A 25,330-nucleotide genomic window follows, 5' to 3' on the forward strand; every position below is an offset into this window, starting at 1 on the left:
GCTTTACGGGCGACGCGGTTTGCGTCACATGTTCGGATAGTTCGGACCGCCACCGCCTTCGGGCGTCACCCACACGATGTTCTGCGTCGGGTCCTTGATATCGCAGGTTTTGCAGTGGACGCAGTTTTGCGCGTTGATGACGAGGCGCTCGCTGCCGTCGTCGTTCTTCACGAACTCATAGACAGCGGCGGGGCAGTAACGGCTTTCAGGGCCTGCATAGGTTTGCAGGTTGACCTTGACGGGCACCGAAGGGTCTTTCAGCGTCAAGTGCGCAGGCTGATTCTCTTCGTGATTCGTGTTCGAGATGAACACCGACGACAGGCGATCGAACGTGAGCTTGCCATCCGGCTTCGGATACTCGATCGGCGTGCATTGCGATGCCGGCTTCAGCATCTCGTGATCCCAGTGCTGGTGGTGCAGCGTCCACGGCACGTTACCGCCCAGCAGCTTCTGTTCGATGCCGACCATCAACGTGCCGAGATACAGGCCCTTGCTCATCCACTGCTTGAAGTTGCGCGCGCGATAGAGTTCGGTGTGCAGCCACGAAGTCTTGAACGACTCGGGATATGCGGTCAGTTCGTCGCTATGGCGGCCGGCCTGCACGGCATCGAACGCGGCGTCGGCGGCGAGCATGCCTGTCTTGATTGCCGCGTGCGAACCCTTGATCCGCGACGCGTTCAGGAAGCCTGCATCGTCGCCCACGAGGGCGCCGCCCGGGAAAGCGAGCTTCGGCAGCGACAGCAGGCCGCCCGCCGTGATCGCACGCGCGCCATACGACACACGCTTGCCGCCTTCGAGGAACTTGCGGATTTCCGGATGCGTCTTGTAGCGCTGGAATTCTTCGAACGGCGACAGATACGGATTGGAGTAGCCCAAGCCGACGACAAAGCCCACCATCACCTGGTTATTGTCGATGTGATACAGGAACGAGCCACCGTAAGTCTGCGTATCGAGCGGCCAGCCGGCCGTGTGGATCACCAGACCCGGTTTGTGCTTCGCCGGATCGATTTCCCAGAGTTCCTTGATGCCGATGCCGTACACCTGCGGATCGGCGCCGTCGCGCAGCTTGAATTTGTCCGACAGTTGCCGGCCGAGATGGCCGCGCGCGCCTTCGCAGAACAGCGTGTACTTCGCGTGCAGTTCCATGCCGAGCTGGAAATTTTCGGTCGGCTCGCCGTCCTTGCCGATGCCAAGATTGCCCGTCGCAACGCCTTTGACCGAACCGTCCTCGTTGTACAGCACTTCAGCGGCAGCAAAACCCGGAAAAATCTCGACGCCCGCCGCTTCGGCCTGTTGTCCCAGCCAGCGCGTGACGTTCGCGAGACTGATCACATAATTGCCGTGATTTTTGAAATTGTCCGGCAGCGCCCAGTTCGGCACCGATTTCGCCCCCGTTTCGGAGAGAAACAAAAATCGGTCTTCCGTCACTTCAACGTCCAGCGGCGCGCCTTTTTCCTTCCAGTCCGGAATCAGTTCGTTCAGCGCGCGCGGGTCCATCACGGCGCCCGAGAGGATATGCGCCCCAATTTCCGAGCCTTTTTCGAGCACGCAGACGCCGATCTCGACGCCTTTTTCCGCAGCACGCTGCTTCAGGCGAATGGCCGCCGACAGGCCCGCCGGGCCGCCGCCGACGATCACCACGTCATATTCCATCGACTCGCGCGGGCCGTATTGCTCGATCAGACTTGCGGGGGTCATTGATGCTCCTCTTACCGTTAGAATGCTTTTTTCGGGATCGTATTGTCAGCGAACGATCCTTGCGCTGCAACACAATGAGGCGAGATTAGCACGATCGTTCTATTATTGTGAACTGGGAATTACGCCATGCCCTGCGCGATGCGTGGACATGTTATCCCGTCACATCCACGTTCCAAGGAAAACGACAATGGGCCGTTCGATCAATCTGGAAGGCAAGGTGGCGCTGATTACGGGCGCGTCGAGTGGACTCGGCAAGCGGTTTGCCATGGTGCTGTCGCAAGCGGGCGCCAAGGTCGTGCTGGCAAGCCGACGAATCGAACGCCTGAAGGAATTGCGCGCCGAGATCGAGGCGTCGGGCGGCGCGGCGCACGTCGTTTCGCTCGATGTGACCGATTATCAGAGCATCAAGTCGGCTGTTGCGCACGCCGAGACCGAGGCGGGCACGATCGATATCCTCGTCAACAACTCGGGCGTCTCGACGACGCAAAAGCTGACGGAAGTGACGCCAGCGGACTTCGAATACGTGTTCGACACGAACACGCGCGGCGCCTTCTTCGTCGCGCAGGAAGTGGCCAAGCGAATGATCATGCGCTGTGGCGCCACTAACAAACCTTCGTACCGGATCATCAATATTGCTTCGGTGGCGGGCTTGCGGGTGCTGCCGCAGATCGGGCTTTACTCGATGAGCAAGGCCGCCGTCGTACACATGACGAAGGCGATGGCGCAGGAGTGGGGCCGGCACGGCATCAACGTGAACGCGATCTGCCCCGGTTACATCGATACCGAGATCAATCATCATCACTGGTCGACCGATCAGGGGCAGAAGCTGATCTCGATGCTGCCGCGACATCGCGTCGGCAAGCCGGAAGATCTCGATGGGCTGTTGCTGCTGCTCGCCGCCGACGAATCGCAGTTCATCAACGGCTCGGTGATCGCCGCCGACGACGGCTTCGGCCTGTCGTGAAGGGCGCGAATCCGCTGAAAACCACGCGTTTCGCGACGCTCGGAGCAGTAAAACGCGAAACGCGCGATCATTGACACCCTTGTGCAACGTCCGCATCGCGCGGCGCGTTGCGCAGTCGAATCTGGCCGCCGCGCCATGCAGTGCGACCAAAGCAGAGTGCGGCCCAGCCGTTCCGTTTCCCCGATTTAAACCGTAGAAGAAGTGCAATGAGCGATTACCACCCCGTTTTTGAGATGTCGATGCCGATCCGTTGGGGCGACATGGACGCGTTCGGCCATGTGAACAACACGGTCTATTTCCGTTACATGGAGCAGGTGCGGATTTCCTGGTTCGAGCAGCTCGGCATCGCCGGCGGCAATGGCGAAGGGCAGGGGCCCGTGATCGTCAACGCATCGATGGAATTTCTGAAGCAGCTGCACTATCCGGGCGACGTGATCGGCCGCATGACGGTCGGCGTGCCGGGGCGCAGCAGCTTCGACACGGGCTTCGAGCTGTATCGCGCGGACGATCCTGACACGCTGTATGCGCGCGGCAATGCGAAGTGTGTGTGGATCGACTACGCGGCGGGCAAGTCGGTGCCGATTCCCGATCTGCTGCGCTCGACAATCGAAAGCGCTCATCTCGTGAAGGCCTGAGCGTCATCCTCGCGCGCCGGCTGTCGCGGCCGGCGCCGCCCCCCCGCTCCCCGATTTGCAAGCGGAAGTCAGTTTCCGAGCAGGCGCTGCAACAGTTCCGTCGCGTTGCCCGTGTCATATTTGCGCATCAGCCGCGCGCGATAGACGTCGACGGTGCGCGAACTGATGTCGAGAATCCGGCCAATCTGCTTACTCGTTTTCCCCGTCACCAGTTGCGCGGCGATTTCGCGCTCGCGCGGCGTCAGTTCGACGGCGACGCGCCGTGTCGCGCTGAGATCCTCGAAAGTCCAGACGCCCGCTGCGTGCGGCATCGCGCGGTCGAGCGAGCGGCCCGTCACGTGGCACCAGAACAGCTCGCCGTTGGCCCGCTTCATGATGCGGTCGTCGGCGTAGCTGCCTTGCGCGGTCATGATGGGCGGAATGCGTTCGCCGATGCGCTCGAACTCGTCGGGCGATGGATACAGCACCGCGAACGATTGCCCCAGCAACGATTCGCGCGAGCGGCCGAAGATCGCGGCCAGCTGGTCGTTGCAGTCTTCGATGATCCGTTCGCGCGACAGGACGAGACCGATCGGCGCGAGATGAAAAGCGGTTTGGTAATCCAGTTCGGGCATGAAATCAGCAAAGAGTGCGGTACGAATACTTATGTATTTTTGCGTATTGTGCCGCAAGGCCGCCGCATCGTACCCTTTCGGCACATCACAAGATGCGCGGTTGGCGTGCGTGAGCACCGGTTTGCAATGTTTTGCACATGTCACGCCACCGTTCGCCGCAGATGACTAGAATGGCGTGTCGGGCCAGGCCTGCAGCGCCCCGGCAGGCGGTTCAGACCGCGCGAAAGCGCACAGGAACACGCAGCCAGTCGATATAAGAACGGCGTCGCATCGATCCGGATTTTCGGGTATCCAATCAAGGAAGGGACACACTGATGAACAAAGTCTACGCAAGCGCGGCGTCCGCGCTCGAAGGCATCGTCAAGGACGGCCAGACATTCGCTGTCGGCGGCTTTGGCCTGTGCGGCATTCCCGAAGCGCTGATCGCCGCCCTGCGCGATTCGGGCGTCAAGGGCATCACCTGCATCAGCAACAACGCGGGCGTCGACGGCTTCGGCCTCGGGCTGCTGCTGGAAACGCGCCAGATCAAGAAAATGATCTCGTCGTACGTCGGCGAGAACAAGGAATTCGAACGCCAGTACCTGGCGGGCGAACTCGAGCTGGAATTCACGCCGCAAGGCACGCTCGCCGAAAAGCTGCGTGCGGGCGGCTCGGGCATTCCGGCGTTCTTCACGAACACGGGCTACGGCACGATCATCGCGGACGGCAAGGAAACGCGCCAGTTCGGCGAGAACCACTACGTGCTGGAACATTCGCTGACGGCCGACGTCGCGCTCGTCAAGGCATGGAAGGCCGACAAGTCGGGCAACCTGATCTACCGTCGCACCGCGCGCAACTTCAACCCGATGTGCGCGATGGCCGGCAAGATCACGGTCGTGGAAGTCGAAGAGATCGTCGAGACGGGTGAACTCGATCCGGATGCGATCCACACGCCGGGCATTTTCGTGCAGCGTATCGTGCTGAACGCGAACCCCGAAAAACGTATCGAACAACGCATCGTCCGCGCGAAAGGAGAATGACCATGGCTTGGAATCGTGACCAGATGGCCGCGCGCGCGGCGCAGGAACTGCAGGACGGCTTTTACGTGAACCTCGGCATCGGCCTGCCGACGCTCGTCGCCAACCACGTGCCCGCGGGCATGGAAGTGTGGCTGCAATCGGAAAACGGCCTGCTCGGCATCGGCCCGTCGCCGTATGAAGAAGAAGTCGACGCCGATCTCATCAACGCGGGCAAGCAGACCGTGACGACGCTGCCCGGTTCGTCGATTTTCTCGTCGGCCGATTCGTTCGCGATGATTCGCGGCGGCCACATCAACCTGGCCATTCTGGGCGCCATGCAGATCAGCAAGAAGGGCGATCTGGCGAACTGGATGATCCCGGGCAAGATGATCAAGGGCATGGGCGGCGCGATGGACCTCGTCGCGGGCGTGAAGAAAGTGGTCGTGCTGATGGAACACGTCGCGAAGGGCGACCAGCACAAGATTCTCGAGGAATGCACGCTGCCGCTGACGGGCGTGGGCGTGGTCGACCGGATCATCACCGACCTCGGCGTGATCGACGTGGTCGATGGCGGCCTGAAGCTGGTCGAACTGGCCGACGGTGTCACTGTCGACGAGATCAAGGCGAAGACGGGCGCGCCGCTGGATACGAGCGCAGTGGGCTGATTTGCTTAGTCCGGCTTCGCGCCGGATTGGGTTGACGTGAAGCGGGTGCGATGCAGGTCGCGCCCGCTTTTCATTTGGTTTTGTGCTTTTGTCCTATGCCGTTTGACCGATGAGCGATCAAGGCGAAGCGGTTTAGAATCGATCGTGTTCCGTGCGCCTTTGCACGCTGCCTTTTCGATCGAGGGAATCCTGATGACCGCCACGCCCTTCGCCGTTCCGTCTGCAATCGATTCCGCCGTGCCCCGTCAGCGCTACGTTCAATGCGCAAGCCCTGCGGGCCTGCATCGTATCGCGTACACCGAATGGGGCGCGCCCGACAACCCGCGTGTGCTGGTCTGCGTGCATGGCCTCACGCGTTCGGGTCGTGACTTCGACCGGGTCGCGGCGGCGTTGTCGTCGGTGTATCGCGTGGTGTGTCCTGATGTGGTCGGGCGCGGCTTGTCGTCGTGGCTCGCCAATCCCGCTTACTACGCGATTCCGCAGTATGTCGGCGACATGGTCACGCTCGTTGCGCGGCTCGGTGTGGAGTCGGTGGATTGGTTCGGCACGTCGATGGGTGGACTGATCGGCATGGCCTTCGCCGGGCTGAAAGACTCACCCATTCGAAAGATGATCGTCAATGACGTCGGCCCACATGTCGAGCCGGTCGCGCTCGAGCGTATCGGCAGCTATCTGGGGCAGCCGGTGTCGTTCGCCACGCAGCAGGAAGTGATCGATCATGCTGCGTTGCTCGCGCAATCGTTCGGGCCGTTGACGCCGGAAGAGTGGCGCGAGATCAATTCGCCGCTCGTGCATGAGCGTGACGGCGCATGGCGCTTTCGCTACGACCCGCGCATCGCGGAGCCGTTCACGAAGACCACGCCCGAACTGACGGCGCTGGGCGAGGCGGCGCTGTGGCACTCGTTTGCGGCGATCGAGGGGCCCGTGCTCGTCGTGCGCGGCGAGCAGTCGGATCTGCTGTCGCGCGAAACCGTCGCGCAGATGATCGAGAAGGGGCGCAATGTGTCGAGCGTCGAAATCCCCGGTGTAGGCCACGCGCCAGCCTTTCTCGCCGCTGATCAGATTGATATCGTGAAACGGTTCTTTATCGGGGACGGCGCTGACGCGTCATAATATGAGATTGGCGCTGCGGCGTTGACCGATCTTGAAGGATCGGACGCACGCAAAACGCATCGCCGCGCAGCGTCGTTTTTCTATCTCAACGGACAGGACATTTCATGGCAGTCATTCGTCATCACGTCGGCAAGCGTCTTTCGGAAACCGCTGTGCATAACGGCACGGTCTATCTTGCTGGCCAGATCGCCGAGGACACCGATCAGGACATCGTCGGTCAAACGCGCGAAGTGCTGGGCCACATCGACCGCCTGCTCGGTGAAGTCAATAGCGACAAGTCGCTGCTGCTGTCGGTTCAAATCTACATTTCGGACATGGTGCATTTCGCCGGCATGAACGCGGCATGGGACGAGTGGGTCGCGCAAGGCAACACGCCGCCACGCGCAACGGTCGAGGCGAAGCTCGCCAACCCGAAGTGCCTCGTCGAAGTGGTCGTCGTCGCCGCGCAGCGCAGCTAGGCACGCCATCACGTTTCAAGCATTTGTCTGACCGCCCGCGTATGTCGCGGGCCGCCGCATGATGAACACCGACACCGTCACGACCGCTCCGAACCCAACGCCGTCCTTCGACGACGCACTCGCGTTCGTGCGCGAGCACGCGGGCGATGCGCGCCTGTCGTCGGGCGAGCCGCTCGCCGATCATGCTGCGGGCACGGCCGCTATCATGCGCACGCTGAACGTCGATCCGCCTGCAGTGCTGGCGGCAGCGTTGTTCTCGCTGACGCCGCATCTGGCGAATCCCGAGCAGACCATCGCCGACAATTTCGGCGAGGAAGTCGCGCAACTGGTCGGCGACGTGCGCAAGCTGCTGCGGCTCGGCACCGTGAGCATGCGTGCGGCGCAAAATGCAATGCCCGAAGCGGGCCGCGATGCCCAGGCTGCGCGCCGCGCGCAGGTCGAGGCGCTGCGCAAGATGCTGCTCGCATTCGCGCAGGACATCCGCGTCGTGCTGATCCGGCTTGCTTCGCGGCTGCAATCGTTGCGCTATTACGCTGCGGCGAAGATCACGCCTACCCCTGACGTGGCGCGCGAGACGCTCGATATCTACGCGCCGCTCGCAAACCGGCTCGGCATCTGGCAATTGAAGTGGGAACTCGAAGACCTCGCGTTTCGCTTCGAGGAGCCGCAAACCTACAAGCGGATCGCGAAGCTGCTCGACGAGAAGCGCGTCGAGCGCGAAACCTATGTGTCCGAGGCGATCGCGCAGCTGCAACGGGAGCTGGCGGCCGCGCATATCAACGCCGAGGTGAGCGGCCGGCCAAAGCATATCTACAGCATCTGGCGCAAGATGCGCGGCAAGGAACTCGACTTTTCCGAGCTCTACGATGTGCGCGCGTTTCGCGTCATCGTGCCGGACATCAAGGATTGCTACACGGTGCTCGGCATCGTACACAACCTGTGGCAGCCGGTGCCGAGGGAATTCGACGACTACATTTCGCGGCCCAAGCCGAACGGCTACAAGTCGTTGCACACGGTCGTGATCGGCGATGACGGCCGCGCGTTCGAAGTGCAGATCCGCACGCAGGAAATGCATCAGTTCGCCGAATATGGCGTGGCTGCGCACTGGCGTTACAAGGAAGCGGGCACGCGCGGGTACGGCGGCCAGTTCACCGCCAGCGAGAAGTACGACGAGAAGATCGCATGGCTGCGTCAGCTGCTTGCATGGAAGGACGATGTGTCCGAAGGCAAGCCCGGTGAAAAGGGCGCTGCCAGACCATGGGAGCAGCTTCGTCAGGCGACGCTCGACGACGACCATATCTACACGCTCACGCCGCAGGCGCGTGTGCTTCCGCTGCCGCAAGGCGCGACACCGCTCGATTTCGCGTATCACCTGCACAGCGAACTGGGGCATCGTTGCCGCGGCGCGCGGGTCGACGGCGCGATGGTGCCGTTGAACACGCCGTTGCAGAACGGGCAGACGGTCGAGATCATCGCGGTGAAAGAGGGCGGTCCGTCGCGCGACTGGCTCAATCCGCAGCTCGGCTATCTGCAAAGCAACCGCGCGCGCCAGAAGGTGCGCGCGTGGTTCAACGCGGTCGAAGTGCAGGAGAACATCGCGACGGGGCGTGCGATGGTCGAAAAGACCTTGCAGCGCGAAGGCAAGACGTCGGTCAATCTCGATCAGCTTGCTGCGAAGCTCGGTTTCAAGTCCACCGACGATCTGTTCTCGGTGGTCGGCAAGGAAGAGTTCAGTTTGCGGCTCGTCGAGCAGGCGCTGAACGATGCACCGCCCGCCGAGCCCGTCGTCGAAGCGCCCGAGCAGTTCGAGAAACGCAGTAGCGGCGCGAGCGTCGCGCATGGCGCGTCGACGGGTGTGCTCGTCGTCGGCGTCGATGCGTTGCTCACGCAACTCGCGCGCTGCTGCCGCCCGGCGCCGCCCGACGACATCGCGGGTTTCGTCACGCGCGGCAAGGGCATGTCGATACATCGCAGCGATTGCCCGACGTTCCAGCGCATGGCCGAACGCGCACCGGAACGTGTGCTGCAAACAGCCTGGTCCGCGGACGTGATGAGCGGACGTGGCAAGTCGGTCTATCCCGTCGATCTCTCGATCGAAGCCACCGACCGGCAAGGTCTGCTGCGCGATATCTCCGAAGTCTTCGCGCGCGAGAAGATGAACGTGGTCGGCGTAAAGACGCAGTCGCGGCGCAACGCGGCGTTCATGCAGTTCACGGTGGAAGTATCGAGCGCGGCGCAGATCCAGCGCGCGTGCGCGATGCTGGGCGAAGTAGCGGGCGTCGTCAGGGCCACGCGCAAATGAAGATGTTGGCCCTGCGCGAAGCCGGCATTTGGATTTTGATGTCGCTGCATAAAAATGCTTGCCAACTTTCTCTACGCTCCATATAATCTCGTTTCTCTAGGCTCGTAGCTCAGCTGGTTAGAGCACCACCTTGACATGGTGGGGGTCGTTGGTTCGAGTCCAATCGAGCCTACCAACGAATCTGAAACTTCGGCTTGCCGATGTTTCGCAAACGCAAGTAGCAATGAGCGCTTCGGCGTAAATGGCGAATCAAGCGAACATGGTTATGACACCGCGAACGTTGACCGGAACTGTTTCGGAGCGACGCTAGTCGAGGACCACTTTCGCCCTTGTTGTTTGCTGCAGTTTGCAGAAAAGTGAATGCGGCCCCTCGAAAGCGGGGCCGCATTTTTTTTGTCCGCATTTTTGTCTTTACGTCTTGTTGCCTGTGCCGCCGGCGGGCATTACGGAGAACGCAATGGTTTCGATACGACTGCCCGATGGTTCTGTTCGACAGTACGAGCATCCCGTGACCGTCGCCGAAGTGGCGGCCTCGATCGGCCCTGGTCTCGCGAAGGCGGCGCTTGGCGGCAAGATCGACGGTGAACTGGTCGATACGTCCGCGCTGATCGATCGCGATGTCTCGCTCGCGATCGTCACGGACAAGGACGCCGATGGCCTCGACATCATTCGCCATTCAACGGCGCATTTGCTCGCGTACGCGGTGAAGGATCTCTTTCCCGAGGCGCAGGTGACGATCGGGCCGGTGATCGACAACGGCTTCTACTACGACTTCTCGTATAGCCGTCCCTTCACGCCCGAAGATCTTGAGAAGATCGAAAAGCGCATGCAGGAACTCGCGAAGAAGGACGAGCCGGTGTCGCGCCGCGTGGTGTCGCGCGATGAAGCGGTCGAGTACTTCAAGAGCATCGGCGAAAAGTACAAGGCTGAGATCATCGAATCGATTCCCGCCAGCGACGAGATCAAGCTGTACTCGCACGGCGGTTTCACGGACCTGTGCCGCGGCCCGCACGTCCCGTCGACGGGCAAGCTGAAGGTCTTCAAGCTGATGAAGCTCGCGGGGGCGTACTGGCGCGGTGACTCGAAGAACGAGCAGTTGCAGCGTATCTACGGCACGGCCTGGACGAAGAAGGAAGATCAGGACGCGTATTTGCATATGCTCGAAGAGGCGGAAAAGCGCGACCACCGGAAGCTCGGCAAGCAACTCGACCTGTTCCACATGCAGGACGAGTCGCCGGGCATGGTGTTCTGGCATCCGCGCGGCTGGACGTTGTGGCAGCAGGTCGAGCAGTACATGCGCCGTCGCGTGAACGACGCGGGCTACCTCGAGATCAAGACGCCGATGATCATGGACCGCTCGTTGTGGGAAGCGTCGGGTCACTGGCAGAACTATCGTGAAAACATGTTCACGACGGAGTCGGAAAAGCGCGACTACGCGATCAAGCCGATGAACTGCCCGGGACACGTGCAGGTGTTCAATCATGGCTTGCGTTCGTACCGCGATCTGCCGCTGCGTTATGCGGAGTTCGGCTCGTGCCATCGGAATGAATCGTCGGGCGCGCTGCACGGCCTGATGCGTGTGCGCGGCTTCGTCCAGGACGATGCGCATATTTTCTGTACCGAAGACCAGTTCATCAGCGAATCGATCGCGTTCAATACGCTTGCGATGAGCGTCTACAAGGATTTCGGCTTCGACAACGTCGAGATCAAGCTGTCGTTGCGTCCCGACGCACGTGCGGGTACGGATGAAACCTGGGATCGCGCGGAACAGGGTCTGCGCGATGCGCTGACGGCGTGCGGCGTGAGCTGGGAAGAATTGCCGGGCGAGGGCGCGTTCTACGGTCCGAAGGTCGAATATCACATCAAGGATGCGCTCGGCCGTTCGTGGCAATGCGGTACGCTTCAGCTCGACATGGTGCTCCCGGAGCGCCTCGGCGCCGAGTACGTGGCGGAGGACAATAGCCGCCGCCGCCCGATCATGCTGCACCGGGCAATCGTCGGATCAATGGAGCGTTTCCTCGGCATTCTGATCGAGCACCATGCCGGTGCAATGCCTGCCTGGCTGGCGCCGATGCAGGTCGTCGTGATGAATATCGCGGAAAGTCAGGCGGAATACGCACAATCTCTGGCCCAATCGTTGCAAAAACAAGGGGTTAGAGTGGAGGCCGATTTGCGCAACGAGAAGATTAGCTATAAAATACGCGAGCACACGCTGGAGAAGGTCCCGTATTTGCTGGTCGTCGGCGACAAAGAGCGTGATGCACAAACGGTAGCCGTGCGTGCCCGTGGCGGCGTCGATCTGGGCGTGATGTCCCTCGATGCCTTCAGCGAGCGTCTGCGCCAGGACGTGCAGACGTTCAAGTAACCACTAGGCAGCGCGGCTCGTTTTTTTAATTTTTAGAGGAAACGTAACATCGCTACTGATAAGTCGTCGCATCGCATCAACGGTGAAATTACAGCACCCGAGGTGCGTCTGGTCGGGATCGACAACGAACCGCTCGGCATCGTAAAACTGGCTGATGCTTTCCGCCTGTCGGAACAGCAGGACGTGGACCTGGTTGAAATCGCGCCGCAAGCGGTTCCGCCCGTCTGCCGCCTGATGGACTACGGCAAGTTCAAGTACCAGGAAGCGAAGAAGCAGCACGAGGCCAAGCTCAAGCAGAAGGTCATCCAGGTCAAGGAAGTCAAATTCCGGCCGGGTACGGATGACGGTGACTACAACGTCAAGCTGCGCAATCTCGTCCGCTTCCTTGAAGATGGCGACAAGACGAAGATCACGTTGCGTTTCCGTGGCCGCGAAATGGCTCACCAGGAAATCGGCATGCGCATGCTCGAGCGTCTGCGGACCGATCTGGATGAAGTCGGTCAGGTCGAGCAGATGCCGAAGATGGAAGGCCGCCAGATGATCATGGTGCTGGCACCGAAGAAAAAGAAGTAAGCAGACGTTTGTTGCGCATCTCAATGTGCGCGGCGCGTTTGTCGGAAAGTTTGAGTCGCGCGTCGTCGAAGGCGGCGTGTGCAAGCAGGTTTCGGAATGCGCTCGCAGTTTTACAGCGTGCGTTCTTCCTGAAAAGCAGCGGTCAGCAGCTCAGGCCGTCTGCATACCAAGTGGAGTGGGTTTCAAAGGGCGGATGAGGGCTTTCTGGGCCAACCGCACACCCATGTCCATCAAATAATGGAGTAGTTGTCATGCCGAAGATGAAGACCAAGAAGAGCGCTGCAAAGCGCTTCGTGGTTCGTCCGGGCGGTACCGTCAAGCGCGGTCAAGCCTTCAAGCGCCACATTCTTACCAAGAAGACCACCAAGAACAAGCGTCACCTGCGCGGCTCCACGGCAGTTCATGATTCCGATCTGAACTCCGTACGCGCGATGCTGCCGTTCGCCTAACCCTTAACCGACACTCATAGGAGCGAAACATGCCTCGAGTCAAACGTGGGGTTACCGCACGGGCCCGCCACAAGAAGATCATCAACCTGGCCAAGGGTTACCGCGGCCGCCGCAATAACGTCTATCGCATCGCCAAGCAGGCGGTTATGCGCGCAGGCCAATACGCCTACCGCGATCGCCGCAACAAGAAGCGTGTGTTCCGCGCACTGTGGATCACGCGTATCAACGCGGCGGTGCGTCAGCACGACATGACGTACAGCGTGTTCATCAACGGCCTGAAGAAGGCGTCGATCGAACTCGACCGCAAGGTGCTGGCCGACATGGCTGTGTTCGACAAGGCTGCTTTTGCTGCGATCGTCAAGCAGGTGAAAGCCGCCGTTGCAGCCTGAGTGCGCTGTTAGCATCTAGTACTGCGTGGTTCGTTGCAGCGGACAATCCGGTAGTCTCGGTGACGCTGCAACAAAAACGGGGCTCCTCACCGAGCCCCTTTTTTGTTGGTCGAGCCAGTTTTACTTCGATTGAATACTGACGTTGAAAAGATGGGATCAATGGATCTGGACCAGATTGTCGCCGACGCAAAAAGCGCCTTTGAACAAGCCTCCGACGTCACCACGCTCGAAAACGAGAAGGCACGCTTTCTCGGCAAGTCGGGCGCACTGACGGAACTGTTGAAGGGGCTCGGCAAGCTCGATCCCGAAACGCGCAAGACGGAAGGCGCGCGGATCAACATCGTCAAGCAGCAGGTCGAAGCCGCGCTGACGGCGCGCCGCCAGGCGCTTGCCGACGCGCTGCTGAACCAGCGTCTCGCCGCCGAAGCCATCGACGTCACCTTGCCCGGCCGCGGTGCCGGTACAGGCAGTCTGCACCCCGTGATGCACACGTGGGAGCGCGTCGAGCAGATCTTCCGCACGATTGGTTTCGACGTGGCCGACGGCCCGGAGATCGAAACCGACTGGTACAACTTCACGTCGCTGAACAGCCCGGAAAACCATCCGGCGCGTTCAATGCAAGATACGTTCTACGTCGACGGCAAGGATGCCGAAGGCCGTCCGTTGCTGCTGCGCACGCACACCAGTCCGATGCAGGTCCGCTACGCGCGCACCAACACGCCGCCTATCAAGGTGATCGTGCCCGGCCGCACGTATCGCGTGGACAGCGACGCGACGCACTCGCCGATGTTCAACCAGGTCGAAGGCCTGTGGATCGACGAGAACATCAGCTTCGCCGACCTGAAGGGCGTCTACACCGACTTTCTCAAGAAATTCTTCGAGCGCGACGATATTCTCGTGCGCTTCCGTCCGTCGTACTTCCCGTTTACCGAGCCGTCAGCCGAGATCGACATGATGTTCGAGCATGGCAAGAACGCCGGTAAGTGGCTCGAAATTTCGGGCTCTGGCCAGGTTCACCCGACGGTGATCCGCAACATGGGCCTCGACCCCGAGCGCTATATCGGCTTTGCATTCGGCAGTGGCCTCGAGCGTCTGACGATGCTGCGTTACGGCGTTCAGGACCTGCGTCTGTTCTTTGAAAACGACCTGCGCTTCCTGCGCCAGTTCGCCTGAGGCGAGCCTAAGCGTAGAGCGCGAGCCAACAGGCTTTAAGCACGCGACGAGAGCGGCATGGCATTCGGCAACCTGAGTGCCACGCCGCAAACAGCGCCTCCGGCTTGGTGCCGACATTGTCGACATACTGGCCGGATGCGGACACAACCTGTTTAGAACGTACAGAACCATGCAATTCCCGGAATCCTGGCTCAGAACCTTTGTCGATCCGCAACTGACGACGGACGAGTTGTCGCACGCCCTGACGATGGCCGGTCTCGAAGTGGAAGACCTGCGTCCCGCTGCGCCGCCGACGTCGAAGATCGTGGTGGGCCGCGTGCTCGAAGTCGTCAAGCACCCGGACGCCGACAAGCTCAACGTGTGTCAGGTCGACGCCGGCACGGGCGTGACGCTGAACATCGTGTGCGGCGCGCCGAACGTGTCGCCCGGCATCAAGGTGCCCGTCGCCTTGGTGGGCGCGCAACTGCCGCCCGCCGAAGAGGGCGGCGCGCCGTTCGAGATCAAGCTGTCGAAGCTGCGCGGCGTGCAGAGCGAAGGCATGCTGTGCTCGGCGCGTGAACTGAAGCTGTCGGAAGATCATAGCGGCCTCTTGATCCTGCCGGAAGATACGCCGATCGGCCAGGATATCCGCGAGACGCTGAACCTCGACGACACCGTGTTCGAGATCAAGCTGACGCCGAACAAGGCGGATTGCCTGTCGGTGTTCGGCGTCGCACGCGAGACGGCCGCGATCACGGGCGCGCCGCTGCGTCCGCTCGCGATCAAGCCCGTCGAGGTCAAGCTCAACGAAACGCTGCCCGTCAAGATTTCGGCGCCGGACCTGTGCGGCCGTTTCTCGGGCCGCGTGATCCGTGGCGTCAACGCGCGCGCAAAGTCGCCGGCGTGGATGGTCGAGCGTCTCGAACGTTCCGGTCAACGAAGCATTTCGGCGCTGGTCGACATTTCGAACTATGTGATGCTCGAACTCGGCCGTCCGTCGCACGTGTTCGATCTGGACAAGATTCACGGCAGCATGGACGTGCGCTGGGGCAAGCCCGGCGAGTCGCTGAAGCTGTTGAACGGCAACACCGTCGAAGTGGATGAAACGGTTGGCGTGATCGCCGACGATCACCACATCGAAAGCCTCGCGGGCATCATGGGCGGCGACAGCACGGCCGTCACGCTCGATACGACCCACATCTATCTCGAAGCCGCGTTCTGGTGGCCCGATAGCATTCGTGGCCGTTCGCGCCGTTATAACTTCTCGACGGACGCGGGCCATCGCTTCGAACGGGGCGTCGACTATTCGACAACCGTCGACCATATCGAACGGATCACGCAGCTGATTCTCGACATCTGCGGCGGCGAGGCAGGCCCCATCGACGATCAGATCGTCAACGTGCCGAAGCGCGAGCCCGTCAAGATGCGTGTCGCGCGCGCGAACCGCATCATCGGCGTGGCGATCAGCGCTGACGAAATCGCGCAGATCTTCACGCGCCTCGGCTTGCCGTTCGACCGCCAAGGCGACGACTTCCTCGTGACGCCGCCGCCATATCGCTTCGATATCGAAATCGAAGAGGACCTGATCGAAGAAGTCGCGCGCATTTACGGCTTCGAGAAGATTCCGGCGAACCCGCCCGTCGCGCGCAGCGAGATGCGCCGTACGAACGAAACGCAACGCTCCGTTCACACGCTGCGTCACGCGCTCGCCGCGCGCGATTACGCGGAAACGGTGAACTTCAGTTTCGTCGATGCCGAATGGGAGCAGGATTTCGCGGGCAACGACAAGCCGGTGCGCCTGTTGAATCCGATCGCGAGCCAGCTGTCGGTGATGCGCACTACGCTGTTCGGCAGCCTGATCAACGTGCTGCGCCATAACCTGAACCGTCGCGCGGACCGCATTCGCGTGTTCGAAGCGGGCCGCGTGTTCCTCCCGGACGCATCGATCAAGGCGGGTGAACTGGCCGTCGAAGGCTTCGCGCAACCGAAGATGTTCGGCGCGCTCGCGTATGGTCCCGTGGTCGAAGAGCAGTGGGGCGCGCAAACGCGTGCCGTCGACTTCTTCGACGTGAAGGGCGATCTCGAAGCGTTGCTGGCCCCTGCCGTCGCGCGCTTCGTGAAGGCTGAACATCCTGCGCTGCATCCGGGACGTAGCGCGCGCATCGAAATCGATGGCCGCGCCATCGGCTGGATTGGCGAACTGCATCCGCGCTGGATGCAGAAGTACGACCTGCCGCATGCGCCGATCCTGTTCGAAGTCGAAGCAGAGGCGCTGATGCAGCGCGCGCTGCCGACCCCGACGGAAGTGTCGAAATTCCCGCCCGTGCGGCGCGATATCGCGATCGTCGTTGATCAGAAAATCGAAGTTCAGGCGCTCTTTGATGAGATGCAAAAGGCCCTTTCGGACGAGGCTTGCAAGACCATTCAAAGGGTTGCGCTTTTCGATGAATTTCGTGCAAAATCAAATACTTCCGGCGGGCTGGCAGTACACGAGAAAAGCCTTGCGTTCCGTGTAACCTTGCAAGATACTGGTGGCACCCTTCAGGATGAAACGGTCGATCTGGCCATTCAGACTCTGGTGGATCGTCTTGCTCGAGTATATGGCGCCCGGTTGCGCGGATAACCGATAACGGCTGTTCCGCAAGTTCCGTTCAGGTTGACGCGCCATTTGACAGATATGAATGAAATGAACTCGAGTGATTTCGAAGCCCTTCTTACGGCGCAGCGTAGCGCCATGATCCGCGATATCCCTACCTCAACCTCCAGCGCGTCGGGCGAAGCGCCGACGCTCACCAAGGCTGAGCTTGCCGAGCTGCTGTTCGACAACGTCGGGCTCAACAAGCGGGAAGCGAAGGACATGGTCGAAGCATTCTTCGAGGTAATTCGCGACGCGTTGGAGAGTGGCGACAGCGTCAAGCTGTCCGGCTTCGGCAACTTCCAGTTGCGCGACAAGCCGCAGCGTCCGGGCAGAAATCCGAAAACGGGCGAGGCGATTCCTATCGCCGCGCGCCGCGTCGTGACGTTCCACGCAAGTCAAAAGCTGAAGGCGCTGGTCGAGAACGGCGCTGAAGAGAGCTTCGCGCGCTGATCGATTCGCGCGCCCGCGCAACCACTACGACGGTTATCCGACCGCTAACTGACGATGACAGCGACGATCGAAAAAGTCGTCTTGCCTCCGATTCCCGCGAAGCGCTACTTCACGATCGGTGAAGTCAGCGAACTATGCGGCGTGAAACCGCATGTGCTGCGGTATTGGGAGCAGGAGTTCACGCAGTTGCGTCCGGTGAAGCGCAGGGGCAATCGCCGGTACTACCAGCATCATGAGGTGCTGCTGATCCGGCGGATCCGTGAACTGCTGTACGAGCAGGGCTTCACGATCAACGGCGCGCGCAACCGGCTCGATGCGCATGGCGCTGGTCAAGCCGCGGAAGGCGAGGGCGAAGTGGTCGAAGGTACGGTCATGCAACCGGCCGCGACCACGGCCACGGTCGATGTCGATCAGTTGCGCAAGGAGTTGCTGCAAGTGATCGACCTGCTCGGGCATTGAACGATTTAGTTGTATCGAGATTGATTGTTGCAGTTCTATTCGCCGGAAGGCTCTGTTATACTTTCGTTCTTTCGGGGCGTAGCGCAGCCTGGTAGCGTACCTGCATGGGGTGCAGGTGGTCGGAGGTTCAAATCCTCTCGCCCCGACCAGAAAGACAAAAAGGACTTACGGTGTCATGCCGTAAGTCCTTTTTTCTTTTGCGCGGCCGTTCTGCACGTGTCCCGGATAAACATCGAACTGCATCGTCATCCTGATTAATCGATGTCCCGCGGGATCAACGCGATCGCCGAACGCAGCAACGCCTCACTTCTGCGTCAGAAACGCACCCAACGCTGTCCCGAGTTCCTCGTCGGTGACGGCGGGCGAAATCCTGAACGTAAAAATATCGCCCCATTGCAGCATCCACGCGGCCATCGGTGCGGTGCTGTCGGACTCGATGATCGCGCAGCCGCTCAATTCGCCGATCGAATGCCAGCGGCCAAGCATCGTGATGCCATCGGGCGGCAGGGCGCCGCCTGATTTCATGAAGCGCTCGACGGCCGATTGCTGTGCTGTTGGCTGCCCGTTCCACTGAACAATGAACTTCATTGCGCACCTCCACTTCAGTCGCGGCGATGCCGGCCAGTGGCGAGCCGTCACCGGGACGGGCGCTGCGGATTGCGGCGCTCGGGAGCCCGCACCGCATGCAGATTCATCCTACAGAATCCACAACCCGATGCCGCCACCTCGGCGTTCCAAAGAATGATAGGCACCCCGCATCGAACTTCCAGCCGTGAGTACGGAGTGTTTGGGCCGTTTCTGTGCGCCTTACCGCATCCAATCCGGCAAGCGCGTCGCGCTTTAAGTTTCTGTTAAGCCTGCGCTCATACATTGTTCGAGCGTTCGGACGATGCATGAGGTGCTGCGAGGAGTCGTCCGACGCTTCGTGGTCCGCCGGGGGGCGAACCAGACGAAGACCATCGTCGATGCGCATTCGACCGCCGCAAGGTGACAGATGGCGTGTGGTAAGCGGCCGCGCGGCCTTCGCCCGAAGGCTGTGGGGGACGGCCATTCGAACCCGGTGCTCCACCGGGTTTTTCTTTTGCGTTTCGCGTCCGCACATGACGCACGCGGCGCGAGCCTGCGCCAGGATTGACTCGATTCCACGCTGAACCGCACGAAGTTCGCCGCGTCACACACTGGTCATTTTGGCTTATGCCGTTTGCAGCGTTATCGTCGTGCAATCGGCGTGCAAAACTGTATAAACATACAGTATAGTATTCACCTATCCGGCGCGGCGGCCTCCAGTTATCTCGGCTACACGCGCCGCACGAACTTCGCCGCACGAGCACGCGTGGCCGCAAACGGCCGGCCATCATGCCCCGGCCAACTCATTCAGACGGACAGGCAAATTGTCATCTAACGGAACGATCCGAATTCGTGGCGCACGCCAGCACAACCTGAAGAACGTCGACCTTGACCTTCACACGGGCGAAATGACCGTCGTGACGGGGCCGTCGGGCTCGGGCAAGTCGAGTCTCGTGTTCGACACGCTGTATGCCGAAGGGCAGCGGCGCTACGTCGAAACGTTCAGCGCCTACGCCCGCCAGTTTCTCGACCGGATGGACCGGCCGCAGGTCGACCGCGTCGACGGTGTGCCGCCCGCCATCGCCATCGACCAGACCAACCCGGTGCGCAGTTCCCGCTCGACGGTCGGGACGATGACGGAACTGAACGACCATTTGAAGCTGCTTTACGCGCGCGCAGCGGAACTGTTCGACCGCAAGACCGCTCAGGCGGTCCGGCACGATTCGCCGGAGACGATTTACGCCGAACTGGACGCCCGCACGACCACTGACGACCCGCGCATCGTCGCGACTTTTCCGGTCGAGCTACCGGAATCGACGAGCGAGGCGGAAGTCGAGCAATGGCTTTCCGCGAGCGGCTATACGCGTGTTCAGGCGCAGCGCGAGGTCGCGTCGCCCACAGGCATGCGCAAGGTGCTCGACGTCGTGGCCGACCGTTTCCGTCTGCATCAGGTCGAAAAAGCGCGTGTGGTCGAGGCTATCGAGGCGTCGCTCAAACGCGGCGGCGGGCGCGTCAACGTCTACGTGCTGTCGCAGGCGGCAGAGGGCGAAGAAGCCGAGCCGCAGATCTGGCGCTTCTCCACGGGGCTGCACAATCCGGACAGCGATCTTCGCTACGCCGATCCGCAGCCCGCGTTGTTCTCGTTTAATTCGGCCTATGGCGCGTGCGATACATGTCGCGGCTTCGGACGGGTGATCGGCGTCGATCTCGGCCTTGTGATTCCAGACGAGCGCAAGACGCTGCGCGGCGGCGCTATCAAGCCGATGCAGACACCCGCATGGAAAGAGTGCCAGGACGACCTGATGCGCTACGCGGCGAAGGCCAACATTCGCCGCGATACGCGCTGGTCCGAGCTTACGGAAGCGGAGCGCGACTGGGTGATCAACGGCTCGCCGGACTGGGACGGCGAGTGGCAGAAACAGTGGTATGGCGTGAAGCGCTTCTTCGGCTATCTGGAGTCGAAAGCGTACAAGATGCATATTCGCGTGCTGCTGTCGAAGTACCGTAGCTACACGCCTTGCGAGACGTGCGGCGGCGCGCGCCTGAAGACGGAATCGCTGTTGTGGCGACTCGGTTCGAAACAGAATGCGGACGGGGTACTGGAGCCGGCACGGCGTTTCATGCCGCGCGGAGTCGACTGGAACCGTGCGCAGCTAGAAGCATTGGCGGGGCTGACGGTACACGACCTGATGCTGCTGCCCATCGAACGCATCCGGCGCTTCTTCGACGAGATCACGTTGCCGAGCGCGCTGCTCGACGACGCGCTAAAGCTGTTGCTCGCCGAAGTGCGCACGCGCCTCAAATATCTGTGTGACGTCGGCCTCGGCTACCTCACGCTCGACCGTCAGAGCCGTACGCTGTCGGGCGGCGAAGTGCAGCGGATCAACCTGACCACGGCACTCGGCACGTCGCTGACCAAGACGCTGTTCGTGCTCGACGAGCCAAGCATCGGCCTGCATCCGCGCGACCTGAACAGAATCGTGGAAGCGATGCATCGGCTGCGCGATGCGGGAAATACGCTCGTCGTCGTCGAACACGATCCTTCCGTGATGCTCGCCGCCGATCGCCTGATCGACATGGGTCCCGGTCCGGGCGAGCGCGGCGGCACGATCATTTACGACGGCGCGCCGGACAAGATCCGTTCGGCGGGCACGCTGACGGGCGAGTATCTCGGCGGACGCAAGCACGTCGCGGATGCCGCGCACTGGGCACGTCGGCCGGTCGACACAAGCACGCAGCGCATCGTGCTAGAAGGCGCGCGCCAGCACAATCTACGCGACGTGACGGTCGACATTCCGTTGCAACGTCTCGTGTGCGTGACGGGCGTGTCAGGGTCCGGCAAGTCCACGCTGATCCAGGACGTGCTGTATCCCGCGCTGGCGCGGCAACTCGGCAAGGCGACGGAATCGCCGGGCGCGCACCGCAGTCTGACGGGCGTCGAGCAGATCAGCGACGCCATATTCGTCGACCAGTCGCCGATAGGCAAAACTACGCGCTCGAATCCCGCAAGCTACGTCGGCGCTTTCGACGAAATCCGCAAGCTGTTCGCGAAGGCGCCGCTCGCGCTGCAACGCGGTTATGGCGCGGGCGTGTTCAGCTTCAATTCGGGCGATGGCCGCTGCCCGACCTGCGGCGGCTCCGGCTTCGAACATATCGAAATGCAGTTCCTGAGCGACGTCTATTTGCGTTGTCCGGACTGTGACGGCAGCCGTTACCGGCCCGAAGTGCTCGAGGTGAAGATCGAGCGCGCCGGTCGCGCGCTGAGCATCGCGGACGTGCTGGAACTGACTGTGCACGAGGCGGTCACCCTGTTCGCCGCGGATGGCGAAGTGCTGCGTGTGTTGCAGCCTATCGTGGATGTCGGTCTCGAATACGTGAAACTGGGCCAGCCGGTGCCGACGTTGTCGGGTGGCGAGGCGCAGCGTTTGAAGCTCGCAGGCTTCCTCGCGGAAACCGCTCAGGCGAAGTCGGCGCACGGTGCGAAGCAGGCGCCGGCGGCGCGCCTCTTCATGTTCGACGAGCCGACCACCGGTCTTCACTTCGACGATATCGCCAAGCTGATGCAGGCGTTCGGCAAGCTGCTGGCGGGCGGTCATTCGTTGATCGTGATCGAGCACAATCTCGACGTGATCCGTGCGGCTGACTGGCTGATCGATCTCGGTCCCGAAGGCGGCGATGCCGGCGGCCTCGTCGTGTGCGCGGGTACGCCGGAAGACGTCAAGCAATGCCAGGGTTCGCACACAGGCGAAGCGCTCGTGCAATACGACCGCGCGATGGGGCTCGCCATCGAGCCGACCGAGGCGGCCGAAAAGGCGGAAGCCGCCGCACATGGCATGCCGCTCCAGACGGCGCTGACCGCGGCGCGCGCGCGGCGTGCGGTGGAAGGCGAAGACGTCGTGCGTATCGTCAATGCGCGCGAGCACAACCTCAAAGCGCTCGACGTCGATATTCCACATGGAAAGTTCAACGTCATCACAGGCGTCTCCGGTTCGGGCAAGTCGACGCTCGCATTCGACATCCTGTTCCACGAAGGGCAGCGCCGGTATCTGGAATCGCTGAATGCCTATGCGCGTTCCATCGTGCAGCCCGCCGGCCGGCCCGAAGTCGATGCTGTGTATGGCATCCCGCCCACCGTTGCGATCGAGCAGCGTTTGTCGCGCGGGGGCCGCAAGAGCACGGTCGCGACGACATCGGAGGTATGGCACTTCTTGCGTCTGCTGTACGTGAAGCTCGGCATCCAGCATTGCATTCACGACGGCGCGCCCGTCACGTCGCAAAGCGTCGAATCGATCGTCGCGCAGTTGATGCGCGATCACAAAGGCGATCATGTCGGACTGCTTGCGCCGCTCGTCGTGAACCGCAAGGGCGTCTATACCGACCTCGCAAAGTGGGCGAAAGCGCGCGGCAATTCGCACTTGCGTGTCGACGGCGAGTTTGTGCCCGTCGATCCGTGGCCGAAGCTCGATCGTTTCCGCGAGCATACGATCGAATTGCCCGTGGGCGACATTGTGGTGTCGGCGGGCAAGGAAGCCGAACTACGTCGCCTGCTCGACGAAACGCTCGAAGCGGGCAAGGGCGTGATACATCTGCTCGCGCCGCTCGACGGCCTCGAACACGCGATGACCCGCAACGGGCCGACCGCGCATGTCGGCGAAGTGAAGGTGCTGTCGGTCAAGCGCGCGTGTCCCGTGTGCGGCACCAGTTATCCCGAACTGGACCCGCGCATGTTCTCGTACAACAGCAAGCACGGGTGGTGTACCACATGCGTCGGCACGGGTCTCGCACTGACCCGCGAACAGCGCGCCGCCTATGACGACACGGTCCTGGTCGACGACAACCGCGGCCGCGAACAGACTTTGCCGTCGGACGAGCAGGAACCGGAGGGCGTCGTCGACGAGCCGTGTCCGGATTGCCACGGCACGCGTCTGAATCCGTCCGCTCGCGCTGTATCGTTCAGCGAAACGTCGATCGTCGAGGTCGCGCAGTGGACCGTGACGGATACGCGACGCTGGATCGATGAACTCGAACTGACCGGGCGCGATGCGGAAATCGCACGCGACGTGATCAGTGAAATCGGCAGCCGCCTGCAGTTCCTCGAAGAAGTGGGTCTTGGTTATCTGAGCCTCGACCGGGCGGCGCCGAGTCTGTCGGGCGGCGAAGCGCAACGCATCCGTCTGGCGGCGCAGCTTGGCAGCAATCTGCAGGGCGTCTGCTACGTGCTCGACGAGCCGACCATCGGTTTGCATCCGCGCGACAACCAGATTCTGCTGAACGCGCTGCGCAAGCTCGGCGACAAGGGTAACACGCTAGTCGTCGTCGAGCATGACGAGGACACCATACGCCGCGCGGATCACATCATCGATATTGGTCCGGGCGCGGGCAAGCGCGGCGGCACGCTGGTCGCGCAGGGGCGCGTCGGCGATCTGTCCGCGCAGTCGAATTCGCTGACAGGTCAGTTTCTCGCACAGCCGATTCTGCATCCGTTGCAAGCGCGGCGTCCTGTTTCGCTCGGAACAAAGCGCGCGCCCGCCGTACCGGAAAGATGGCTCACCGTGCATGGCGCAACGCTGCACAATCTGCGCGACGTAACCATCGGTATTCCGCTCGGGCGTCTCGTCGCCGTGACGGGTGTGAGCGGGTCAGGCAAGTCGACCCTCGCGCGCGATGTGCTGATGACGAATCTGCTCGATGCCGTCGGCCGGTCGGTGCTGTCGTCGCCCGCCGTGCGCCGCGCGCGCAAGGCCGCACAAACGGACGAGGCACCCGCTGCAAACCGTCGTTCGAGCGTGCTCGCACGCAGCGCGCCCCGGCCGTCGCTGAACGTCGCGCACGCGTGGCAGGGCTGCGAAACGATTAGCGGCTTCGAGCCGATCGATCGCGTGCTCGAAGTCGACCAGACGCCGATCGGCAAGACACCGCGCTCGTGTCCTGCCACGTACATCGGCGTATGGGACACCATCAGACGTCTGTTCGCCGACACGCTCGAAGCGCGGGCGCGCGGCTACACGGCATCGCGCTTCTCGTTCAACACGGGCGACGGCCGTTGCCCGGCGTGTGAAGGACAAGGCGTGCGCACGATCGGCATGAGCTTCCTGCCCGACGTCAAGGTGCCGTGCGATGTGTGCCATGGTCAGCGCTTCAATCCGGAAACGCTCGCGGTGACGTGGCGCGGCAAGAATATCGGCGACGTGCTGACGATGGAAATCGACGAAGCCGTCGACTTCTTCGCGCCGATGTCGAACATCGCGCACCCGCTGCAACTGATGAAAGACGTCGGCCTTGGCTATCTGACGCTCGGCCAGCCGTCGCCGACGCTGTCGGGCGGCGAAGCGCAGCGCATCAAGCTGGTCACCGAACTCAGCAAGGTGCGTGACGACATCACACGCCGCGGACAAAAGGCGCCCCACACGCTGTACGTGCTCGACGAACCGACTGTCGGCCTGCATATGGCCGACGTCGCGAAGCTGATTCGCGTGCTGCATCGGCTCGCTGACGCGGGGCACAGCGTTGTCGTGATCGAGCACGATCTCGATGTGATCGCCGAAGCGGACTGGATCATCGATCTCGGACCCGAGGGTGGTGTGGGTGGCGGCTCGATCGTCGCGTCGACAGATCCCGAGGGCCTGGTGCGCGTCGCGGCGAGCCATACGGGGAGGGCTCTGGAGCCGGTGCTCGCAAGGGTAGCGGGTGACGCTGGCGAGCAAGTAGAGGGCGCGCGCGTGAGCGCAGGCTGACGTAGCAAAGGCGGCGCGGCGTCGTCGTTCGTTCGACACGATGCCGCGCGCGTCAAGGCGAGGCTATCAAGCGCTTCGCATAGCCCTGAAACGTTGACGCACCGCCT

The 25,330-nt window shown here is 61.9% G+C and carries 19 protein-coding genes and 2 tRNA genes; 18 read left to right on the forward strand and 3 right to left on the reverse strand.

Annotated features, from left to right (window positions below; all coding sequences use genetic code 11):
• Nucleotides 1-24: 24 nt before the first annotated feature.
• On the reverse strand, nucleotides 25-1,698 hold the full coding sequence (locus tag C2L65_RS05070) for an electron transfer flavoprotein-ubiquinone oxidoreductase (protein ID WP_042311279.1): 1,674 nt from the start codon (nucleotides 1,696-1,698) through the stop codon (nucleotides 25-27).
• Between the two features lie 187 nt (nucleotides 1,699-1,885).
• Here C2L65_RS05070 and C2L65_RS05075 point away from each other — a divergent pair, with 187 nt between their 5' ends.
• Nucleotides 1,886-2,662 carry an SDR family oxidoreductase gene (locus tag C2L65_RS05075; protein WP_035990385.1) on the forward strand — a complete coding sequence of 259 codons (777 nt, stop codon included), beginning with the start codon at nucleotides 1,886-1,888 and terminating at the stop codon, nucleotides 2,660-2,662.
• Nucleotides 2,663-2,868: 206 nt separating this feature from the next.
• Complete coding sequence (locus tag C2L65_RS05080; RefSeq protein ID WP_042311281.1) at nucleotides 2,869-3,297, forward strand: acyl-CoA thioesterase; 429 nt, start codon at nucleotides 2,869-2,871, stop codon at nucleotides 3,295-3,297.
• A 68-nt stretch (nucleotides 3,298-3,365) separates the two neighbouring features.
• Here C2L65_RS05080 and C2L65_RS05085 read toward each other — a convergent pair whose 3' ends face one another.
• Nucleotides 3,366-3,911: a PAS and helix-turn-helix domain-containing protein gene (locus C2L65_RS05085; protein WP_042311283.1), complete on the reverse strand. Its 546-nt coding sequence runs from the start codon at nucleotides 3,909-3,911 to the stop codon at nucleotides 3,366-3,368.
• 314 nt (nucleotides 3,912-4,225) lie between these two features.
• Between C2L65_RS05085 and C2L65_RS05090 the strand changes: the two genes are divergently transcribed.
• From C2L65_RS05090 to C2L65_RS05165, 15 genes are all read left to right on the forward strand, one after another.
• Nucleotides 4,226-4,930 (forward strand): CoA transferase subunit A, encoded by a 705-nt coding sequence (locus tag C2L65_RS05090; protein WP_007585457.1) that lies wholly within the window; start codon nucleotides 4,226-4,228, stop codon nucleotides 4,928-4,930.
• Between the two features lie 2 nt (nucleotides 4,931-4,932).
• Nucleotides 4,933-5,574 (forward strand): CoA transferase subunit B, encoded by a 642-nt coding sequence (locus C2L65_RS05095; protein ID WP_042311285.1) that lies wholly within the window; start codon nucleotides 4,933-4,935, stop codon nucleotides 5,572-5,574.
• 192 nt (nucleotides 5,575-5,766) lie between these two features.
• Entirely contained in the window at nucleotides 5,767-6,687 is a 921-nt protein-coding gene (locus tag C2L65_RS05100) for an alpha/beta fold hydrolase (protein WP_042311353.1), read from the forward strand.
• 104 nt (nucleotides 6,688-6,791) lie between these two features.
• Entirely contained in the window at nucleotides 6,792-7,145 is a 354-nt protein-coding gene (locus C2L65_RS05105) for a RidA family protein (RefSeq protein WP_035990403.1), read from the forward strand.
• A 61-nt stretch (nucleotides 7,146-7,206) separates the two neighbouring features.
• The gene (locus C2L65_RS05110; RefSeq protein WP_042311355.1) at nucleotides 7,207-9,447 is read left to right on the forward strand and encodes a RelA/SpoT family protein; all 2,241 of its coding nucleotides are present in this window, start codon (nucleotides 7,207-7,209) and stop codon (nucleotides 9,445-9,447) included.
• A 98-nt stretch (nucleotides 9,448-9,545) separates the two neighbouring features.
• A tRNA-Val gene (locus tag C2L65_RS05115) sits at nucleotides 9,546-9,622 on the forward strand.
• Between the two features lie 282 nt (nucleotides 9,623-9,904).
• Entirely contained in the window at nucleotides 9,905-11,812 is a 1,908-nt protein-coding gene (thrS, locus tag C2L65_RS05125) for a threonine--tRNA ligase (RefSeq protein WP_042311288.1), read from the forward strand.
• A 48-nt stretch (nucleotides 11,813-11,860) separates the two neighbouring features.
• Nucleotides 11,861-12,385 (forward strand): translation initiation factor IF-3, encoded by a 525-nt coding sequence (gene infC, locus C2L65_RS05130; RefSeq protein WP_079482295.1) that lies wholly within the window; start codon nucleotides 11,861-11,863, stop codon nucleotides 12,383-12,385.
• A 251-nt stretch (nucleotides 12,386-12,636) separates the two neighbouring features.
• Nucleotides 12,637-12,834 (forward strand): 50S ribosomal protein L35, encoded by a 198-nt coding sequence (rpmI, locus tag C2L65_RS05135; protein WP_006052501.1) that lies wholly within the window; start codon nucleotides 12,637-12,639, stop codon nucleotides 12,832-12,834.
• 29 nt (nucleotides 12,835-12,863) lie between these two features.
• Entirely contained in the window at nucleotides 12,864-13,223 is a 360-nt protein-coding gene (gene rplT / locus C2L65_RS05140) for a 50S ribosomal protein L20 (protein WP_004192938.1), read from the forward strand.
• Nucleotides 13,224-13,382: 159 nt separating this feature from the next.
• Entirely contained in the window at nucleotides 13,383-14,396 is a 1,014-nt protein-coding gene (gene pheS, locus C2L65_RS05145) for a phenylalanine--tRNA ligase subunit alpha (protein WP_035990407.1), read from the forward strand.
• Nucleotides 14,397-14,565: 169 nt separating this feature from the next.
• Nucleotides 14,566-16,998 (forward strand): phenylalanine--tRNA ligase subunit beta, encoded by a 2,433-nt coding sequence (pheT, locus tag C2L65_RS05150; RefSeq protein ID WP_042311290.1) that lies wholly within the window; start codon nucleotides 14,566-14,568, stop codon nucleotides 16,996-16,998.
• Between the two features lie 54 nt (nucleotides 16,999-17,052).
• On the forward strand, nucleotides 17,053-17,463 hold the full coding sequence (locus C2L65_RS05155) for an integration host factor subunit alpha (protein ID WP_042311292.1): 411 nt from the start codon (nucleotides 17,053-17,055) through the stop codon (nucleotides 17,461-17,463).
• A gap of 54 nt (nucleotides 17,464-17,517) precedes the next feature.
• Complete coding sequence (locus C2L65_RS05160; RefSeq protein ID WP_042311294.1) at nucleotides 17,518-17,922, forward strand: MerR family transcriptional regulator; 405 nt, start codon at nucleotides 17,518-17,520, stop codon at nucleotides 17,920-17,922.
• 72 nt (nucleotides 17,923-17,994) lie between these two features.
• Nucleotides 17,995-18,071: transfer RNA gene (locus C2L65_RS05165), tRNA-Pro, on the forward strand.
• Nucleotides 18,072-18,225: 154 nt separating this feature from the next.
• On the opposite strand, the gene C2L65_RS05170 is transcribed toward C2L65_RS05165, so the two are convergent.
• On the reverse strand, nucleotides 18,226-18,510 hold the full coding sequence (locus C2L65_RS05170) for a DUF3303 domain-containing protein (protein ID WP_042311296.1): 285 nt from the start codon (nucleotides 18,508-18,510) through the stop codon (nucleotides 18,226-18,228).
• An 803-nt stretch (nucleotides 18,511-19,313) separates the two neighbouring features.
• On the opposite strand from C2L65_RS05170, the gene uvrA reads away from it, so the two are divergent.
• Nucleotides 19,314-25,223 (forward strand): excinuclease ABC subunit UvrA, encoded by a 5,910-nt coding sequence (uvrA, locus tag C2L65_RS05175; protein WP_042311298.1) that lies wholly within the window; start codon nucleotides 19,314-19,316, stop codon nucleotides 25,221-25,223.
• Nucleotides 25,224-25,330 lie beyond the last annotated feature (107 nt).

Source organism: Paraburkholderia terrae (genome assembly GCF_002902925.1).
In the GTDB taxonomy this organism is placed as follows: Bacteria; Pseudomonadota; Gammaproteobacteria; order Burkholderiales; family Burkholderiaceae; genus Paraburkholderia; species Paraburkholderia terrae.

Bases quoted from the DNA above. Each gene is read 5' to 3' on its own strand.
- C2L65_RS05070 (WP_042311279.1), bottom strand. From the start codon at position 1,698: ATGACCCCCGCAAGTCTGATCGAGCAATACGGCCCGCGCGAGTCGATG.
- C2L65_RS05075 (WP_035990385.1), top strand. From the start codon at position 1,886: ATGGGCCGTTCGATCAATCTGGAAGGCAAGGTGGCGCTGATTACGGGC.
- C2L65_RS05080 (WP_042311281.1), top strand. From the start codon at position 2,869: ATGAGCGATTACCACCCCGTTTTTGAGATGTCGATGCCGATCCGTTGG.
- C2L65_RS05085 (WP_042311283.1), bottom strand. From the start codon at position 3,911: ATGCCCGAACTGGATTACCAAACCGCTTTTCATCTCGCGCCGATCGGT.
- C2L65_RS05090 (WP_007585457.1), top strand. From the start codon at position 4,226: ATGAACAAAGTCTACGCAAGCGCGGCGTCCGCGCTCGAAGGCATCGTC.
- C2L65_RS05095 (WP_042311285.1), top strand. From the start codon at position 4,933: ATGGCTTGGAATCGTGACCAGATGGCCGCGCGCGCGGCGCAGGAACTG.
- C2L65_RS05100 (WP_042311353.1), top strand. From the start codon at position 5,767: ATGACCGCCACGCCCTTCGCCGTTCCGTCTGCAATCGATTCCGCCGTG.
- C2L65_RS05105 (WP_035990403.1), top strand. From the start codon at position 6,792: ATGGCAGTCATTCGTCATCACGTCGGCAAGCGTCTTTCGGAAACCGCT.
- C2L65_RS05110 (WP_042311355.1), top strand. From the start codon at position 7,207: ATGAACACCGACACCGTCACGACCGCTCCGAACCCAACGCCGTCCTTC.
- thrS (WP_042311288.1), top strand. From the start codon at position 9,905: ATGGTTTCGATACGACTGCCCGATGGTTCTGTTCGACAGTACGAGCAT.
- rpmI (WP_006052501.1), top strand. From the start codon at position 12,637: ATGCCGAAGATGAAGACCAAGAAGAGCGCTGCAAAGCGCTTCGTGGTT.
- rplT (WP_004192938.1), top strand. From the start codon at position 12,864: ATGCCTCGAGTCAAACGTGGGGTTACCGCACGGGCCCGCCACAAGAAG.
- pheS (WP_035990407.1), top strand. From the start codon at position 13,383: ATGGATCTGGACCAGATTGTCGCCGACGCAAAAAGCGCCTTTGAACAA.
- pheT (WP_042311290.1), top strand. From the start codon at position 14,566: ATGCAATTCCCGGAATCCTGGCTCAGAACCTTTGTCGATCCGCAACTG.
- C2L65_RS05155 (WP_042311292.1), top strand. From the start codon at position 17,053: ATGAATGAAATGAACTCGAGTGATTTCGAAGCCCTTCTTACGGCGCAG.
- C2L65_RS05160 (WP_042311294.1), top strand. From the start codon at position 17,518: ATGACAGCGACGATCGAAAAAGTCGTCTTGCCTCCGATTCCCGCGAAG.
- C2L65_RS05170 (WP_042311296.1), bottom strand. From the start codon at position 18,510: ATGAAGTTCATTGTTCAGTGGAACGGGCAGCCAACAGCACAGCAATCG.